Raw genomic sequence first — 15,749 nt, 5'->3', positions numbered from 1 at the left:
TTCGCGTCAGCTTCGTGCCCGCTCGGTTCACTAGGACTACTGGGGCATGGCTCCCAATGAAGAACCGTCCCGTGGCGTATGGGCCAGGAAGCTCCCTTTTCTCGCCGTAGCAGTCCTGGCCATCGGCGCAGGCGGGTGGTGGCTCTCCCGTTCCACGAAGCCACCCGCCGCGGCGGGGCCATCGCCGGTCCCCGTGGTCGTCGAGCAGGTCGCCCGCAGGGACATCCCGCACCTCCTCCGCGGTATCGGCACCGTTCAGTCGCTTCACAGCGTTGTCATCCGCGCCCAGGTAGACGGCCTCCTCACCGAGGTCGCCTTCAAGGAGGGCCAGCACGTCAACAAGGGTGACCTGCTGGCCCGCATCGATGACCGGGCCATCGTGGCCGAGGTCGAGCAGGCACGCGCGGAGAAGGCCCGCAACGAAGCGCAGCTCCAGGCGGCGCGAATCGATCTCGAGCGGTATGGCAACCTCGTCCGTGACGAGGCGATCGCACGCCAGACGGTCGATCAACAGAAAGCCCAGGTCGAGCAGCTCGAGGCTACCCTCCGCGCCAACGAGGCCACCCTCGCCGCAGCCCAGGTTCGCCTGTCGTTCACGCGCATCACCTCTCCGGTGACGGGCAGGGTGGGCCTGCGTCGCGTGGACGCTGGCAACCTCGTGCGCGCGTCCGACACCCAGGGGCTGGTCACGGTCACCCAGATCGATCCCATCTCGGTGATCTTCTCTCTGCCTCAGGACGATCTGCCGCGCTTGCAGTCCCTGCTCCGTGAGCCGGCTGGCGCACCTGTCATCGCGTTCAGTCGCGCAGGTGGAGAGCCTGTGGCCGAGGGGCGCCTGACGATGATCGACAACCAGATCGACCCTACGACCGGCACCATTCCCCTGAGGGCGGAGTTTCCGAATACCGAAGGCAAGCTCTGGCCAGGCCAGTTCGTCACCGTCGAGCTCCGGATTGGAGAGAGCCAGGGCGCCACCGTCGTCTCGGCACGTGCGGTCCAGCGAGGACTGCAGGGGCCGTTCGTGTTCCGGGTCGATGATGCCAAGGCCACGGTCGTCCCCGTCACCCTCGGCTATGCGGACGATGAGCTCGCGGTCGTGACGTCGGGCGTGACTCCCGGCAACACGGTGGTCAGCGATGGGCACTCCCGCCTCAAAGCGGGGAGCGTGGTGAAGCTCACCCCGGCTGGTGGGGCGGCCGCGCAAGGAGCGGCCCCGTGATTCACTCCCAGCGCGGTCTCTCCAGCTGGTTCGTGAACCGTCCGGTCGCCACGACCCTGCTCACGGTGGGCGTTCTCCTCCTGGGTTTCTTCGCCTACCCACGCCTCCCCATCGCACCGCTCCCCGAGGCGGAGTTCCCGACGATCCAGATCGGCGCGAGCCTGCCGGGCGCGAGCGCCGAGACCATGGCCTCCGCCGTGGCGACACCCCTGGAGGTCCAGCTCAGCGCCATCCCCGGCATCACGGAGATGACGTCGACCAGCTCCCTCGGCACGACCTCGATTACCCTGCAGTTCGACCTGGAGAAGAGCATCGACACGGCGGCCCAGGAGGTACAGGCCGCCATCAACGCTGCCTCGGGTCGGCTCCCGTCGGAGATGCCGAGCCTGCCCACCTGGCGCAAGGTCAACCCGAACGACAGCCCCATCTTCGTCCTTCGCGTCCAGTCGGAGCTGATGCCGCTCACCGAGCTCAGCGACATCGCGGAGACGCAGCTCGCGCGGCAGCTCAGCCAGATCTCCGGTGTCGCCGAGATCAACATGACCGGCCAGCAGCGTCCCGCCCTGCGCATCCAGGTGTCACCCGAACGGCTGGCCTCGCAGGGACTGACGCTCGCGGACATCCGGGCGGCGGTGCAGGCGGCGAGCGTCAACCAGGCGAAGGGCGCCCTCTTTGGGGAGACCCGTGTCTCGACGCTCTCGACCAACGACCAGATCTTCCGCCCCGAGGACTATGACGACCTCGTCGTCGCCTACCGCGAAGGCGCGCCGGTCTACCTGCGTGACGTCGCGCGCGTGAGCGCGGGCGCGGAGAACGACTACGTCCAGGCCTGGCAGAACGGCAAGCCCGGGCTCAACTTCATCATCCGCCGCCAGCCCGGTGCGAACATCGTCGAGACCGCCGATCGGATCCTCGAGGCCCTGCCTCGGCTTCGGGAGCAGCTCCCCGCCAGCGTCGAGGTCGACATCCTCAATGACCGCACGCGGACGATTCGATCGTCGCAGCACGAGGTCCAGCTCACCCTCATCATCACGATCGTTCTCGTCGTCGTGATCATCGGTCTCTTCCTGCGGCAGGTGTCGGCCACGCTCATCGTCGGCGCGGTGCTCCTGGTGGCGCTGGTCGCGACCTTCGCGGCGATGTACGCGCTGGGGTTCAGCTTGAACAACCTCACCTTGGTGGCGCTCGTCGTCGCCGTGGGCTTCGTCGTGGACGACGCGATCGTCGTGGTGGAGAACATCCACCGTCACCTCGAGGCCGGAATGGACCAGCGGGAGGCAGCCCTGGCTGGCTCCGCGGAGATTGGCTTCACGGTCATCTCGATCAGCTTCTCGCTCATCGCGGCGTTCATCCCGCTGTTGTTCATGGGCGGAGTCGTCGGGCGCCTGTTCAACGAGTTCGCGATGACGATGACCGCGGCGATCCTCCTCTCGGTGGTCTCATCGCTCACGCTCGCTCCGATGCTCGCGTCGCGGTTCATGAAGCCCCTGGCGCACGGTTCCGGCGAGTCGCACCGCGGGATCGCGCAGCGTCTCGTCGACGCGTACGACCGGACGCTGCGGTGGGCGCTGGACAACCAGAAGCTCACCTTGCTGGGCTTCGGACTTGCGTTGGCGGCTGCCGTGGCGAGCTACGTGTATGTCCCCAAGGGGTTCTTCCCGGTTCAGGACACGGCCTTCGTTCTGGGAACGACCCAGGCGGCGCAGGACATCTCGTACGCGGACATGATCGCCAAGCACGCCGCGCTCGCCGAAATCATCGCGGAGGATCCGGCGGTGCAGGAGTTCGCGCAAGCCGTCGGCGCGACGGGCGGCAGCCAGAGCACCTCCAGCGGTCGCTTCTGGGTCGTGCTCAAGGATCGCTCGGACCGGGACGTCTCGGTCACCGAGTTCATCGACCGGCTGCGGCCGAAGCTCGCCCAGGTGCCCGGCATCATGCTCTACCTGCGCCCGGCGCAGGATATCAACCTGGGAGGTGGCCCTTCGCGCGCGCAGTACACGTACGCGCTGAAGAGCAGCGATGGCGCCCTGCTGTCCGAGTGGGCGGAGAAGCTCACGACGAAGCTCGCCCAGGTCCCGCAGCTCCGCGACGTCTCGAACGACCTGCAGCTCGGCGCCAGCGTCACGCGCCTCACGATCGACCGGGTCGCCGCCGCGCGTTTCGGCATCACGGCCCGCGACATCGATCAGGCGCTCTACGATGCCTTTGGGCAGCGGCAGATCAACGAGTACCAGACGGAGGTCAACCAGTACCGGGTGATTCTCGAGCTCGACAAGCAGCAGCGGGGTACCTCGCAGAGCCTCACCTATCTTCACCTACGGTCACCCCGGACGGGGGAGGTGGTGCCGCTCTCCGCGTTCGCGACGCTGGAGCCCCTGACGACGGGGCCGCTGTCCATCAGCCACAACGGCATGTTCCCGGCCGTGAACATCTCCTTCAACCTGGCACCCGGGGCTGCGCTGGGAGATGCGGTCACGGCCATCGAGCGGGCCGAGGCCGAGATCGGAATGCCGGCCGCGATCGCGCAATCCTTTCAAGGGACCGCGCGCGGCTTCCAGGAGTCCTTGGCCAGTCAGCCGTTCCTGATCCTCGCCGCGCTCCTCGCGGTCTACATCATCCTCGGGGTGCTCTACGAAAGCTTCGTACACCCGCTGACCATCCTCTCGACCCTCCCTTCGGCGGGGCTTGGGGCGATCCTGCTCCTGTGGGCGATGGGCCATGACTTCTCGGTGATGGCGCTGATCGGCATCGTCCTCCTCATCGGAATCGTGAAGAAGAACGGCATCCTCATGGTCGACTTCGCGCTCGACGCACAGCGGACGCGAGGGCTGGCGCCGCGAGAGGCGGTGCATGAAGCCTGTCTCGTCCGTTTCCGGCCGATCATGATGACGACGCTCGCCGCGCTCCTGGGAGGCATCCCGCTCATGCTGGGCTTCGGCACTGGGTCCGAGCTGCGGCAGCCCCTGGGCATCTCGATCGTGGGAGGCTTGCTCGTCAGCCAGCTCCTGACGCTGTACTCGACGCCTGTCGTGTACCTGGCGCTCGATCGCCTCTTCGGGCGCCTGCGCGGCCCGTCCGTCGTGAAGCCCTCCACGTCGTCGGAACTGGAGGCGACGTGATGCGCCGGTCCCTGCGACTCATGGCCGTGCTCCTCGCGGTCACCAGCTGCGCGGGCTCCACCGCGCCGAGCTTGCGTGCCGCCGAGCTCCAGGCGGATTGGGTCAGCGCTCCCGCCACGGCTCGAAGCGCTTCGATTGACGCGGCGTGGTGGCGCTCGTTCGGTGATCCGGTCCTCGATGAGCTGATCGTCGTGGCCGAGCGCCGGAACCTGGATCTTCGCCTCGCGGATGCGCGAATCCGCGAGGCACGCGCGCTGCGTCAGGGAGCTGGGGCGGAGCTCTTCCCGCAGCTCAACGGCAGCGCCGGCATCAGCACCGGTCGAACCGTGGGAGTTGGAGGTGCTGTTCTGGAGCGCACCGCCGCCACGCTGGGCGTCGAGGCGAGTTGGGAGGCCGACGTCTTCGGGCGGCTGCGTGCGGAGACCCGCGCCGCGGACGCGGTGTGGGCGGCGACCGTGGCCGATCGCGATGGCGTGCGGCTCACGCTGGTCGCGGAGGTGGCAAGGGCCTACCTGGAGTTCCGCCTCTACCGCACCCAGCACACCCTCGCGGAGGCCAACGCGAAGGGCGCCGAGGAGACGCTTCGGATCGCGCGAGCGCGGTTCGAGCAGGGGATTGCCAGCCGCCTCGACGTCGAGCGCGCCCTCACCGCCCGGGGTGAGACCCGGGCTCGGGTCGCTCAGCTCGCGGAGTTCGCCGAGTCCTCGCGCCACCGCATCGTCCTGCTCCTCGCCACGACTCCCGAGGAGCTTGGCGGCGTGCTCTCCGAGACGGGGGCCCTCCCGAGCGCGAGCGCGCTCGGCGTGCTCCTCACTCCCACGGAGGTCGTCGGCCTGCGGCCCGATGTCCGGGCGGCCGAAGCCCGGTTGCTCGCATCCATCGCTCGGCGGGAGGCGGCCGAGGCCCTTCGCTATCCCCGGATTTCCCTGGGCAGCATGCTCGGACTCCAGAGTGGCAGCGATGGGGCCGCTGTCCTGTCTGCTCCCTCGCTGCTCTGGTCGCTCGGCGCCAATCTGCTCGCGCCTCTGCTCGACTTTGGGCGCATTCGCGCCATGATCGACGCTGCGGATGCGAGACAGGAGCAGGCCTATCTGAGCTACGAGTTGACCGCACGCGTCGGACTCCAAGAGGTCCAGACGGCGCTCATCCTCTACACCCAGGGAGAGCTCCGTCGGAGTGAGCTCGCCGACGCCACCGAGTCGGCGCGGCGGGCGGTAGGGCTCGCGCGGCGGCAGTACACCGAAGGGACCCTCTCCTTGCTGGAAGTCCTCGACGCCGAGCGCACCCTCTACACGCTCGAATTGCAGGCGGTGCAGGCGACCGCCGACGTGTCGCTCCGCCTGGTGAGTCTCTACCAGACCATGGGGCTCATGCCTCCCAACCCCGAGGCGGCATGAAGATCCTCATCGTCGAGGACGAGGCGAAGACGGCCGAGTATCTGCACCGGGGCCTCCATGAGCAGGGGTACACGGTGGACGTGGCGCGGACAGGGCCAGAGGGGCACGCCCTGACCCTGCAGCACGACTATGACGTGATCGTCCTCGACGTGATGCTCCCGGAGATGGACGGCTTCGCCGTGCTCCGGGCTATTCGCACGCACAAGCAGACGCCAGTGCTCATGCTCACCGCGCGCGACCGGGTCGATGACCGGGTCCATGGGCTCCGAGAGGGCGCGGACGATTACCTCGTCAAGCCGTTCTCCTTCCTCGAGCTCGTCGCGCGCTTGCAGGCGGTGACCCGGCGCGGCCGCGCGCAGGAGTCGACCCAGCTCAGGGTGGGGGACCTGGAGATCGACCTGCTCAGCCGGAAGGCGTACCGCGCTGGGAGCCGGCTCGAGCTGACCGCGAAGGAGTTTGCCCTGCTCGCCTTGCTCGCCCGGCGCGAAGGGCAGATCCTGTCGAAGACCGTCATCGCCGAGCAGGTCTGGGACATGAACTTCGACAGCAACACGAACGTCGTCGAGGTCGCCATCAAGCGCCTGAGGGCGAAGATCGACGGGCCCCATGAGCGCAAGCTCCTCCACACCATCCGCGGCATGGGATACGTGCTCGAGGTGCGCGGCGACAAGGAGGCGCCATGAAGGCCGCGATCGCCACCCGGCTGGCCGTGATGTTCGCGGTGGCCGCACTGGGGGTCTTCTCGCTGGTGGGCTTTGCCCTGCGGCACGTGCTTCAGCGGGAGCTCGATCGCCACCAGCTCAGCGAGGTGAACACCCGCCTCGAGTACGTGGGCATGATGGTCGCCCGGAACGACAGCGCCGAGAAGTGGCAGTCGCTGCGCTCGAAGCTCGATGCGCTCACGCCGCTCGACGGCAGCGTGCGGTTCTGGGTCATGAGCCCCAACCCGCGCTTCGAGTACGGCGATGCGCCGACGATGCTCCGCGAGCGGTTGAGCACCCACACCGGCGGGCCCTTTGTCATCGACCTGGAGGGCCGCTCGATGAAGGCGTCCTCGCGGTCCTTTGCTTCGAATGGGGAACGTCCCGCGGTCCAGGTCGTCACGGCGGTCGATTCGACGCGCTTCCTCGACACGCTGAACGCCTTCGCTGGGGCGCTCGTCGCGCTCTCCCTCGCCGGGGTCGCGCTCGTGGCGCTCCTCGGCCACCGCATCGCCAAGGTCGGGCTCGCGCCGCTGAGCAGCCTGTCCCAGGAGGCCCAGTCCCTCAGCCCGCGCGACCTGTCTCAGCGGCTGCGGCTCTCGCCCCTGCCGCCTGAACTCGCCGACCTGGTCTCTTCGTTCAACGGTGCGCTCGACCGGGTGCAGCGGGCATACGCCCAGCTCGAGGGGTTCAATGCCGACGTGGCGCACGAGCTCCGCACGCCGCTGGCGAACCTCATCGGCCAGACGCAGGTCGCGTTGGCGAAGGAGCGGACCGCGCCGCAGCTCGAGGAGACCCTCCAGTCGAACCTCGAGGAGCTCGACCGCCTGCGGGCGATCGTCAACGACATGCTCTTTCTCGCTCGCGCGGATCAGGGAGAGACCGCGCTCCATCGGGTCCAAACGTCTGCCGCGGAGGAGGTCTCGAAGACCGTCGAGTTCCTCGAGGTGCTCCTCGATGAGGCGGGCGTCTCGGTGCGGGTGGAGGGTGATGCCCACGCGCCGTTCGAGCGCTCCCTGTTCAGGCGGGCCGCCAGCAACCTGCTCCTCAACGCCATCGAGCACTCCGAGCGTGGCGCCGAGATCGTCGTGGCCATCGCACAGCAGGAGTCCAAGGTGCGCATCGCCGTCACGAACCCGGGAACTCCGATTCCGGAGCAGCACCTGGAGCGGCTGTTCGATCGGTTCTACCGGGTCGACGGCGCGCGCCGGAACAGCCGCGACAACCACGGCCTGGGCCTGTCGATCGTGAGAGCGGTTGCCAAGATGCACGGCGGAACCGTCTTCGCGACGAGCACGGCGGGCGGCAACACGGTAGGCTTCACCCTCGCGGACGCCCCAGCAGCCCGGGCTCCTTGAGGAGATTGTCCATGCGCGTCGAAATCTGGACTGACATCGTCTGCCCCTGGTGCGGGCTGGGGTATCACCGCTTGGAGCAGGCACTCGCCCGCTTCGGCCACGAGGGGGAGGTGGAGCTCGTCCACCGCTCGTTCCAGCTCGACGAGAGCGCCCGCGTCGGCGTCACGGAGCGGGTGCGAGACATGTTGAAGAGCAAGCTGGGGCTGTCGGACACGCAGGTCGTCGATATGACCCGGCGCATCGAGCAGATGGCCCAGGCCGACGGCCTGACGCCTTACAATGTCCTGAAGAATCGCGTCGGCAACACCTCGCTGGCCCATGAGTTCGCCGCCTGGGCCACGGAGCTCGGTAAGGGCAAGGAGGTGTGGCGCCTGCTCTACAAGACCTACTTCGCCGAGGCGCGCTCCATCTTCGACGTGGACTCGCTCGCACCGCTCGCGACGCAGCTGGGCCTGGACGCCACGGCGGCGCGCGAGGCGATGACCTCGAGGCGCTATGCCGGCAAGGTGATCGCTGACGGGCGCGAAGCCCGCTCGTTGGGGTCGGGTGGGGTGCCGTTCGTCGTCATCGACCGCAAGTACGGCGTGTCAGGCGCGCAGCCGGTCGAGGTGCTGCTGGAGGCGCTCGAGACCGCGTGGCGTGAGAAGAACCCGCAGAAGCTCGTCTCCGTCGCCGGCCAGTCGGACGCCGGCATCTGCGGGCCTGACGGCTGCGAAGTGCCCGAGCGGCCGTAGGACGGCCACGCCCAGACGGAAGGATTCGAGTTCGGTCATACGCCGGAGGCTCCTGTGCCTCGGCCGCCAATCTCTGGAAAGCGTTCGTATGCGCGCAGGAGGGCGTCCAGGTGGACAGGGGTGTCGAGGTCGAGGGGCTCGTCCGTGAGTCGGACGAGCCACCCTCCCGTGGCGGTGCGCCGAGAACGTGAGAGCAACTCCGCGTCGCGCGCAGGATCTGGAAAGTTCAGCCACCGTGCGGTGGCGGCGGACCAGTAGTTCAGCCACCCAAGGCAATGCGGAATCTCGGGCGCACGGAGTCGCTCTGAGAGCGCGAGCACTGGCAGCCCTCGTGGCGGGCGGGGCGGGCCCTGTAATGGACGGATCGACTGCTGCGCGATCTCCCCCACCGCACGGTCTGGCGTTGCATGGCCCCACAGCGCTCGGGCACCCTCCGCCACTTCCTCCAGCATATCCACCGCCACTGCGATGGTCGCCGCGTCCAGCGGTAGCTCCGCGCTGACTTGAAGCAGGGGCTGCGCATGCGGCTCGGGCCCCGCGCGTCTTTCCCACGCGCTAATCGTTACGGGGTAGCTCTCGTCACCGTTGCATACGAGGCGGAATCCTCCGTCGGGTGTCACTTCCGAGATCCATGCGTCGCGTCGAGGCAGCGCGACGGGACGTCCCTCCTCGGACACCTTCCATCCCAGGTGCAAGCCGGGGAACGCCCGTTCCATTCCATGGACGATAGCGAGCGCACGGCCGTCGTTTCCTAAGAGCGCAGGCGCGAAGACCCTGATCCCGAGACAGTCTCGTGTCGCTGTCATCTCAGCACCCTGTTACGACGATCTGCAGTCGCTCATCCTCGCGCTCCAATGCGAGTTTGTGCGCGGTACTGCTCACTCCGATGATGGTTGGATGGGGCCGGGTTGCTGGGCGGGACGTTCGCGCTAGTACTACTGTGTCATAAACTTCTGCTTCCCTTTGGGAAAGCCCCGTCTCAGAGGCTCTGCTGGCACGCCGTTCTCCGAGGGAAACCATACGGTTATGGCAGTAGTACTTGCTCAGAGCGAGCTGAATGGAGAGTACATCTGCCGCCTCTCCCTTTGATTCACGCTCGGCTGCACACCAGCCGTGAGCAAGAGTTGCAAGTGGTGCGGTGGTTGAGGGTTATTGAGCATCCACTGTTATGTATTGGCTGACGGGACCGCCAATACCTTGACATCTCAAGTAATAGATCGTGGAACTCCTGGGAGGAGCGACATTCAGCGTGTCTCTCGGTCTGACATCACGATTGAGGTCCCCTCCGACCAGACGGCATTCCGTGCCGTTGACCACGTTCCAGTAAAGGTTCAAGAACTTACTGCCGTTATCCTCCACAGGTTTGGCGCCAAAATACTGAATGGCCACAGGGGGATTGATTGCTTCCGCTACCGTCGCGCGCATGTCTACTAGTCCCTCATTGTAACAGACCAGGGTGTAGCTCCGAGCGGTGACAGGCTTGACGATTCGCAGGCCCTGTGTGGGTACATCTTCCCCGTCAAGAGTGCATCTCCTGGCGTCCTCTGTCTCCCACGTCAAGGTGACATTTCCGTCAGCCTTCCGCTTCGCTTTGACACTGGAGGGAGAATCATCGTATGCCTCGAACTCATTCTGAGACACGAACGAGATGATGCGTGGGGATCTGGGCAACGCGACCAGAACCTCCTTAACGATGTGCAAAGGGTCGTTTGGGGACGAGCAGACAAGGCTGAAGCGGGTGGTCTCCGTGAGCCAGTCGATCTTCACAGAGCCAACGGCAGGGACCACTCCGACTCTGGGCTCGATTCTGCAGGCTGTTCCGTACGAGGCCTTCCAGGAGAGCGTGGTGGTGCTATCAGCAGGGATAAATGCTGGGTCCGCTGAGAAGTCATAGATGGCAACATGCCGCCTCAGGGAGACAGGGTACCCACGTGCCGCTGCCCACTCGAGCGCCTTGTCGATAGGGAAAGCCTGGCCCTCCTTGGGAGAAACCGCCTGAACCAAACCCATCAGTTCCCACTGCGGGGTGAACAGCCCTCCTCCTGAGGCGCCGGGCTCGACATTGCTGGATTCGAACAAGATCCTCTCGCCTGAGGAGGATGGCCTGACAAGCGCGTTGCCGCTCGTGGAGCTGAACCAGGGAATTCCGCCCCCTTGCCCAATAAAAGAGACGGGCATCCTCTCGGAAAAATTCCCGGAGTCCGTCAGGCAGCGAAGAGAAACCTGGCTCAGATAGTTTCCAAGAGACTCAGGGAGTTCGAACACCGCGACGCTGAGATCGAGTTCCTTATCATAGGCGAGAGGTTTGAGACTCCCGGCCTCCACCCACTGAGGCTTGCTCCAGGGCGCCCAGAGCCGGACCTTGAGCTTATCGAACATCTTCCCGCGGTCGTTGCGAAGGACATGATTGGCCGTCAGGACGTAGACCACCTTGCCCACGTTTCCGATGATCAGCCCTGCGCCGAACTGCACCTTCCCCCTCGATGCGCCGTTGATCATGACGACCATGCGCATGGACTCATCTTGAGTCCTGATCTGGGTAGCGTTCGAGGGGCTCGGCTGTGCATGAGCCACCTTGGGGCCTCCGAGAAGGAGCGCGAGCGCGAAGGCAGTGAATGAAGCCGCTCTCATGACTACCCTCGGAACCAGTTCCACACAGAGATGGTCAGCGCGACGATGAATGCCAGGGCTCCCCAGATCAGCGCCAGCTTCTGATTGGCGGCGACCCACTCAAGATAGCTAGGCATGAGATTCTTAGTATTGTTGCCCGAACCGATCTTCAGGCGATCAATGTTGCCGTGAAAGACGATCGAGATCCTGCCCTCGCTATCGATGGAGGCAGGGCCCAGTTCCCCGTCCTGGATTCCCAAGACGACGGGCGTCCCCAAGCGCAAAGGAACCTCCTTGTTCCCCAGGTCTCTGAGCACCAACGTTCCTGAGATGATCCGCGAGAACGGCGTCACGATCCGTTCTTTCCCATCAAAGCCCTCGTCGGTCGAGTCGAACGCGAGATGAGAGATCGGAACGGGGAGACACATGATGCAGTCCAGTGTCTGGGCAGCCTGGATGTCAATGCGTGAATCGTCTCCGCTCCAGGCTGAGAGGCCTGCAGCAGCGTTCAGAAGAACAGAGCGGGAGTCGAAGCCAAGCGCATCCAAGCGAACTGGGCCGACAAAGTCCGCTTGCAGCAGCACCTCGGGATGCTTGATGTCGATGGCTAAGTCGCGAGCGGAGGCGACGCTGAGTCCAAATCGCGCATTAGCAGGTAGGAAGAAGGGGCGCAACTTGATGGTCGTCGATGGCATGGTGGCCTCAGGTTCAGGGTTCACCATCAGCGTCAAGCCTGACTCTCCCTGAGGCTTGAGGGACAAAGGACGGCCTGCATCGTCAGGAAGTCGAAGCTTGCTGGCGCCTGTCACGGTCAGAGAGGCAGCCTCAATGTTGTTCCTGAGCAGTTGATACTTCCTGCCAAGGGTCGCGTCGAAGCCTGACATTGTGGCAGATAGCTCGATCTCGGTGGTTTGTATCCGAATGCAGGTCATCCCCACTAATACGAGCACTGCCACGACGACGAGGAGGACCATGGGATGATAGATGAACTTCTTGCGATTGGGAGCAATCCGTTCTGCCACATCGAGGAGCAGCTGCAACTCAGACAGAGTCCGGGGCTTGCTGACTCCAGGTTCCTGGGTGAGTTCCTGTTGGATGAGGGCGTGCGCCTCAGCTTTCAACTTCTGCTCCCACTCCTCTACGGCAACGTGCGGCACTGCAGTAGACACGAGATGCATCGGATCTAGTGCTGCAGGCGCCTCGGGCAGACTGGGCGCTGGCACCTGTACGATGCCTAGCGCTCCAGGCGTAGCCGTGGGAGGATTGGCGGCTTCACCTTTTCTGTGAGGGGGCTTGCTTGGCTTTCGCATGGACGAGGTAAAAGTCGGTCGTGAGCGGGCTATTGTCCCGGGTCTTCGCGGAGATCCAAACCCAGTAGATCCCTGTCTCGGAGAACCAATCAGTGGGAAGCTCCAGGAACTGTGGGAGAGAGGGCGGCACGGGAGCAAAGGGGAGCTTCGCCATGTCTTTGATGGGGGGGCCGATCTTGCCGACGGCATCGACGGGCGCGATCGTCACTAGGACCTCCGCCAAGATTGTTCCTGGAAAGAAGCCGAGCCTGTATCGCTCTATCGGAACAATGTCCGCCTTTGAATGAGCCAAGAGCGTGGGGACATAGACATCCTCCTCGCTTATCAGCGGGCTTCGGCTGTGCGCGAGAATTCCAAGATCCCGAGGGGGTACTAGGGCTCGGACCAGTTCTGCGTTCCAACTGTACTCGGACGCAGCAAAGGGGCTCCGGGTGTCCATCCGGTAGTACTGGCCTTTGTGAAGCCGGGACACCCGGATGTGAAGCTCCCCGTCGAGCTTTAGCTTCTCAGCCGAGAGTCGAGGCCACTGAATGAACAGGGACTCATTCTCGGAATCGCTGTAGTCCGCGATGCTCGTGGTCAGCGACAGCAAGGCCAAGCCGGCCCCTGAGACAGATTGGATATAAAGACCTTCGCACCGGTCGCCCCTCTGTGTGTAGCCGTACTCGCTGCGTGGGTCGACTTTGAGAGAGGGGTCGCAGAGCCCATCGGGTTCGGGAGGGTCGCCTGACGCTGTGGTGGCGGCCAGAAGCAAGGCCACTAGGTGGTAAGGACGTCGCATGAGGATCTCCCGAAGATGCCCTGCTCCTTGCACTATACTCAACCTGGGGGGGGTAGAGCATAGATGGGATGAGATGCCATGACGTCCTCAAGGGTAGGAACTTGTTGGAACGCATAGGGCTAATGGAAGGCCTAATGAGGTGTGGGCTGGAGAGGGGGGCGACAAGGGACGCTGACGGGTGCCCCACGGGGGGAACTCTGGGCCGGTGGAGGGGCGTTCATGCGACCCGGAACCCAGTGCTCCGGAGGGATCAAAGTATAAGTATAGGAGAGATGGAGGCCCTGTTACGCATGGCAGCAGCGGCTACGCTGGACAGAGGTGGACCTCCCGTCCCCCAAAAACAGCCCTGGCGTGCCTGCCTGGAGGGATTCTCCCCACACACGTCTTCGCCTGCTCCTCCGGCGTCGGTTGCCGCAGTGGTTAGAGGCTTCCTTGGGGCGCGCAGCGCCACACGTACCGCCCAGGCGATGGTGAGGGCGATCAGCACAACGCCAGCGACCACACAGAAGAGGATGGACTCTGCGCTCGGCTGGGCGGCGGCGAGGATATGACCGACGAGCAAGGGCGTGGACTGTCGCACAAGAACCGGTGGGGTGTCTCCTGAACCTCTTTGCAGTGGGCGCTTCGGGCGGAGAAATAACTGCACAGCCGCTTTCTTGGCCAAGGGTTTTCTGGAGGCTTACGGAGCAGCGCGCTCCTGCAGCGCGATGACCTGCACAAGGGCAGTCTCGTGCTTGACTTCAAAGGTATCGTAAGACCTCGCCGTGCCCCGTCGTGACGGGTTCTCCTTCTTGTGAGACCACCTGCGGCCACACACCAGGAGGTGGTCCGTGGAGTTGGAGAAGGAATTGGAGCAGTTCCGTCAGGAGGCGCAGCGGCTGAAGGCTGGGCGGCGCAGTGGCTCGTTGCCGTTCCCTGAGGCGCTGCGCGTCTTCGCGGTGCGCTACGCCGAGCACACCGTGGCGGCGGGAGGGACGGTGACGGACGCGGCGCAGAAGCTGGGGGTGTCCGGGCCGACGCTCTACGAGTGGCGCAAGGGCCGTCCCGCGGGACATCGCCGTGCAAAGCCCGCGGAGAAGAGGGCGGCGCTGGTGCCGGTGCGCGTGGGCGAGCGCCCCGCCCGAGCCGAGGTGGCCGGAGTGCAGCAGGTGGCGCTGGTGTCACCGGGAGGCTGGCGAGTCGAGGGCCTCAGCGAGGAGGCCGCCGTGCAGCTGTTGGGGAAGCTGGGGTGCTGACGCTCACGCGTTCGGTACGCGTCTTCGCGTACGCAGCCCCGGTGGACATGCGCAAGGGCTTCGATGGATTGAGCGCCCTCATTGAGCAGCAGTTGGAAAGGCAGTTGCTCAAGGGCGACGTGTTCCTTTTCGTGGGCCGGTGCCGGCGTCGGGCCAAGGTGCTGCACTTCGACGGCACAGGCCTGGTGCTGCTCACCAAGAGACTCTTCCGGGGACGCTTCGCCCGGCCCTGGTGCGACGAGGGGGCGCAGGCAGTGGAGCTGACGGTGAGCGAGCTGTCGCTCTTCCTGGAAGGCTGCGAGCTGGCGGGGCGGTGGAAGCTGTCGCCTCCGGCGGTGGACGAGAAAGTCCTTGCGGTAGGCAGTGGCTTGTAGCACCTGTCAGGTAGTCATGGTGCGAGTGGAGCAGCTGCGAGACTTGGAGACGGCCAAGCAGGTGGCGGCGCTGCTGGAGGCGGAGAATGCCCGGCTGCACCAGCGCCTCGAGGCGCTCGTCGCGGAAGTGGCCCGGCTCAAGGGCGAGGACGCCCAGGCACACCTGCAGCTGGAGCTGACGCAGCTCAAGGAGCAGCTGGCGCTCATGCAGCAGCGGCTCTTCGGCGCCTCCAGCGAGAAGCGGGGGGCCAGGCCGCCGAAGCCTCCGCGTGCCAAGCCGCAGCGAGGCCACGGCCCCAAGGCTCAGCCCGAGCTGAAGGTGCAAGAGGTGCTGCTGCCGCTGGAGGAGGCAGACCGGGTGTGCGGCCTGTGTGGCGGCGGCCTGCATGCCTGGGAAGGCCAGAGCGAGGACTGCGAGGAAATCACTGTCGTCGAGAGAAGCTTCCTGCTGCGGCGGGTGAAGCGGCAGAAGTACCGCTGCGGCCAGGGCTGCGCACCCGTGACGGCACCGGCCCCCCCGCGCCTGATTCCGGGCGGCCGCTACTCGGTAGACTTCGCCGTCCACGTGGCCCTCATGAAGTACGGCTTCCACCTGCCGCTGGCTCGTCAGGAGAGGCTCTACGGGCGCGAGGGCCTGGTAGTGGAGGCGCAGACGCTGTGGGACCAGCTCGAGGCGCTCGCCCGGCACCTGCAGAAGTCCTACGAGGCGCTGCTGGCCGAGGTCTTCACCTCGCCCCTCATCCACGCGGACGAGACGCACTGGTACCTGCTGGACAAGGGCCCGGGCACCAAGTGGTACGCGTGGACGGTGGCCTCGCCCGACACCGTCTTCCATCGCATCTACCCCAGCCGCTCCGGGGCGACGGCGCGCACGGTGCTGGGCGACTACGAGGGCGTCGTCCTGGTGGATG

Annotated in this window: 13 protein-coding genes; 9 read left to right on the top strand and 4 right to left on the bottom strand. The window is 65.6% G+C overall.

The genetic code is table 11. The features are described 5' to 3' along the window. Window positions 1-193: 193 nt before the first annotated feature. Genes SYV04_RS40480 through SYV04_RS40455 form a run of 6 tightly spaced genes read left to right on the top strand, consistent with a single transcriptional unit; the run spans window position 194 to window position 8,528 of the window. Window positions 194-1,219 carry an efflux RND transporter periplasmic adaptor subunit gene (locus SYV04_RS40480; RefSeq protein WP_321551446.1) on the top strand — a complete coding sequence of 342 codons (1,026 nt, stop codon included), beginning with the start codon at window positions 194-196 and terminating at the stop codon, window positions 1,217-1,219. Next, the gene (locus SYV04_RS40475; protein ID WP_321551445.1) at window positions 1,216-4,338 is read left to right on the top strand and encodes a multidrug efflux RND transporter permease subunit; all 3,123 of its coding nucleotides are present in this window, start codon (window positions 1,216-1,218) and stop codon (window positions 4,336-4,338) included. The genes SYV04_RS40480 and SYV04_RS40475 overlap by 4 nt, the downstream gene beginning before the upstream one ends. Then, complete coding sequence (locus SYV04_RS40470) at window positions 4,338-5,735, top strand: efflux transporter outer membrane subunit (RefSeq protein WP_321551444.1); 1,398 nt, start codon at window positions 4,338-4,340, stop codon at window positions 5,733-5,735. Before SYV04_RS40475 ends, SYV04_RS40470 begins: the two co-directional genes overlap by 1 nt. Next, the gene (locus SYV04_RS40465; protein ID WP_321551443.1) at window positions 5,732-6,418 is read left to right on the top strand and encodes a heavy metal response regulator transcription factor; all 687 of its coding nucleotides are present in this window, start codon (window positions 5,732-5,734) and stop codon (window positions 6,416-6,418) included. Before SYV04_RS40470 ends, SYV04_RS40465 begins: the two co-directional genes overlap by 4 nt. After that, on the top strand, window positions 6,415-7,794 hold the full coding sequence (locus tag SYV04_RS40460; RefSeq protein WP_321551442.1) for a heavy metal sensor histidine kinase: 1,380 nt from the start codon (window positions 6,415-6,417) through the stop codon (window positions 7,792-7,794). Before SYV04_RS40465 ends, SYV04_RS40460 begins: the two co-directional genes overlap by 4 nt. 11 nt (window positions 7,795-7,805) lie before the next feature. Further along, window positions 7,806-8,528, top strand: coding sequence for a DsbA family oxidoreductase (locus SYV04_RS40455; protein WP_321551441.1), 723 nt, complete (start codon window positions 7,806-7,808; stop codon window positions 8,526-8,528). Between the two features lie 35 nt (window positions 8,529-8,563). Here the strand turns inward: SYV04_RS40455 and SYV04_RS40450 are convergent, their stop codons facing one another. The 4 genes from SYV04_RS40450 to SYV04_RS40435 form a co-directional block, all read right to left on the bottom strand. Further along, a complete protein-coding gene (locus SYV04_RS40450) occupies window positions 8,564-9,334 on the bottom strand; it encodes a DUF5953 family protein (RefSeq protein ID WP_422724024.1) in 771 nt (256 codons plus the stop codon). Window positions 9,335-9,677: 343 nt separating this feature from the next. Next, window positions 9,678-11,042 (bottom strand): S1 family peptidase, encoded by a 1,365-nt coding sequence (locus tag SYV04_RS40445; RefSeq protein ID WP_321551439.1) that lies wholly within the window; start codon window positions 11,040-11,042, stop codon window positions 9,678-9,680. 119 nt (window positions 11,043-11,161) lie between these two features. Then, entirely contained in the window at window positions 11,162-12,316 is a 1,155-nt protein-coding gene (locus SYV04_RS40440; protein WP_321551438.1) for a hypothetical protein, read from the bottom strand. A 94-nt stretch (window positions 12,317-12,410) separates the two neighbouring features. Next, the gene (locus SYV04_RS40435) at window positions 12,411-13,229 is read right to left on the bottom strand and encodes a hypothetical protein (RefSeq protein WP_321551437.1); all 819 of its coding nucleotides are present in this window, start codon (window positions 13,227-13,229) and stop codon (window positions 12,411-12,413) included. An 830-nt stretch (window positions 13,230-14,059) separates the two neighbouring features. Between SYV04_RS40435 and SYV04_RS40430 the strand changes: the two genes are divergently transcribed. From SYV04_RS40430 to SYV04_RS40420, 3 genes are all read left to right on the top strand, one after another. Next, a complete protein-coding gene (locus SYV04_RS40430) occupies window positions 14,060-14,464 on the top strand; it encodes a transposase (RefSeq protein ID WP_321551436.1) in 405 nt (134 codons plus the stop codon). Beyond that, on the top strand, window positions 14,458-14,838 hold the full coding sequence (gene tnpB / locus SYV04_RS40425) for an IS66 family insertion sequence element accessory protein TnpB (RefSeq protein WP_321551435.1): 381 nt from the start codon (window positions 14,458-14,460) through the stop codon (window positions 14,836-14,838). The genes SYV04_RS40430 and tnpB overlap by 7 nt, the downstream gene beginning before the upstream one ends. Window positions 14,839-14,854: 16 nt before the next feature. Next, a partial coding sequence (locus tag SYV04_RS40420; protein ID WP_321551434.1) for an IS66 family transposase occupies window positions 14,855-15,749 on the top strand: 895 nt, incomplete at its 3' end.

The organism is Hyalangium ruber (genome assembly GCF_034259325.1).
GTDB lineage: Bacteria > Myxococcota > Myxococcia > Myxococcales > Myxococcaceae > Hyalangium_A > Hyalangium_A rubrum.
Note: the sequence above shows the minus strand (reverse complement) of the source record. Positions and strands in the feature narration are given on the sequence as shown.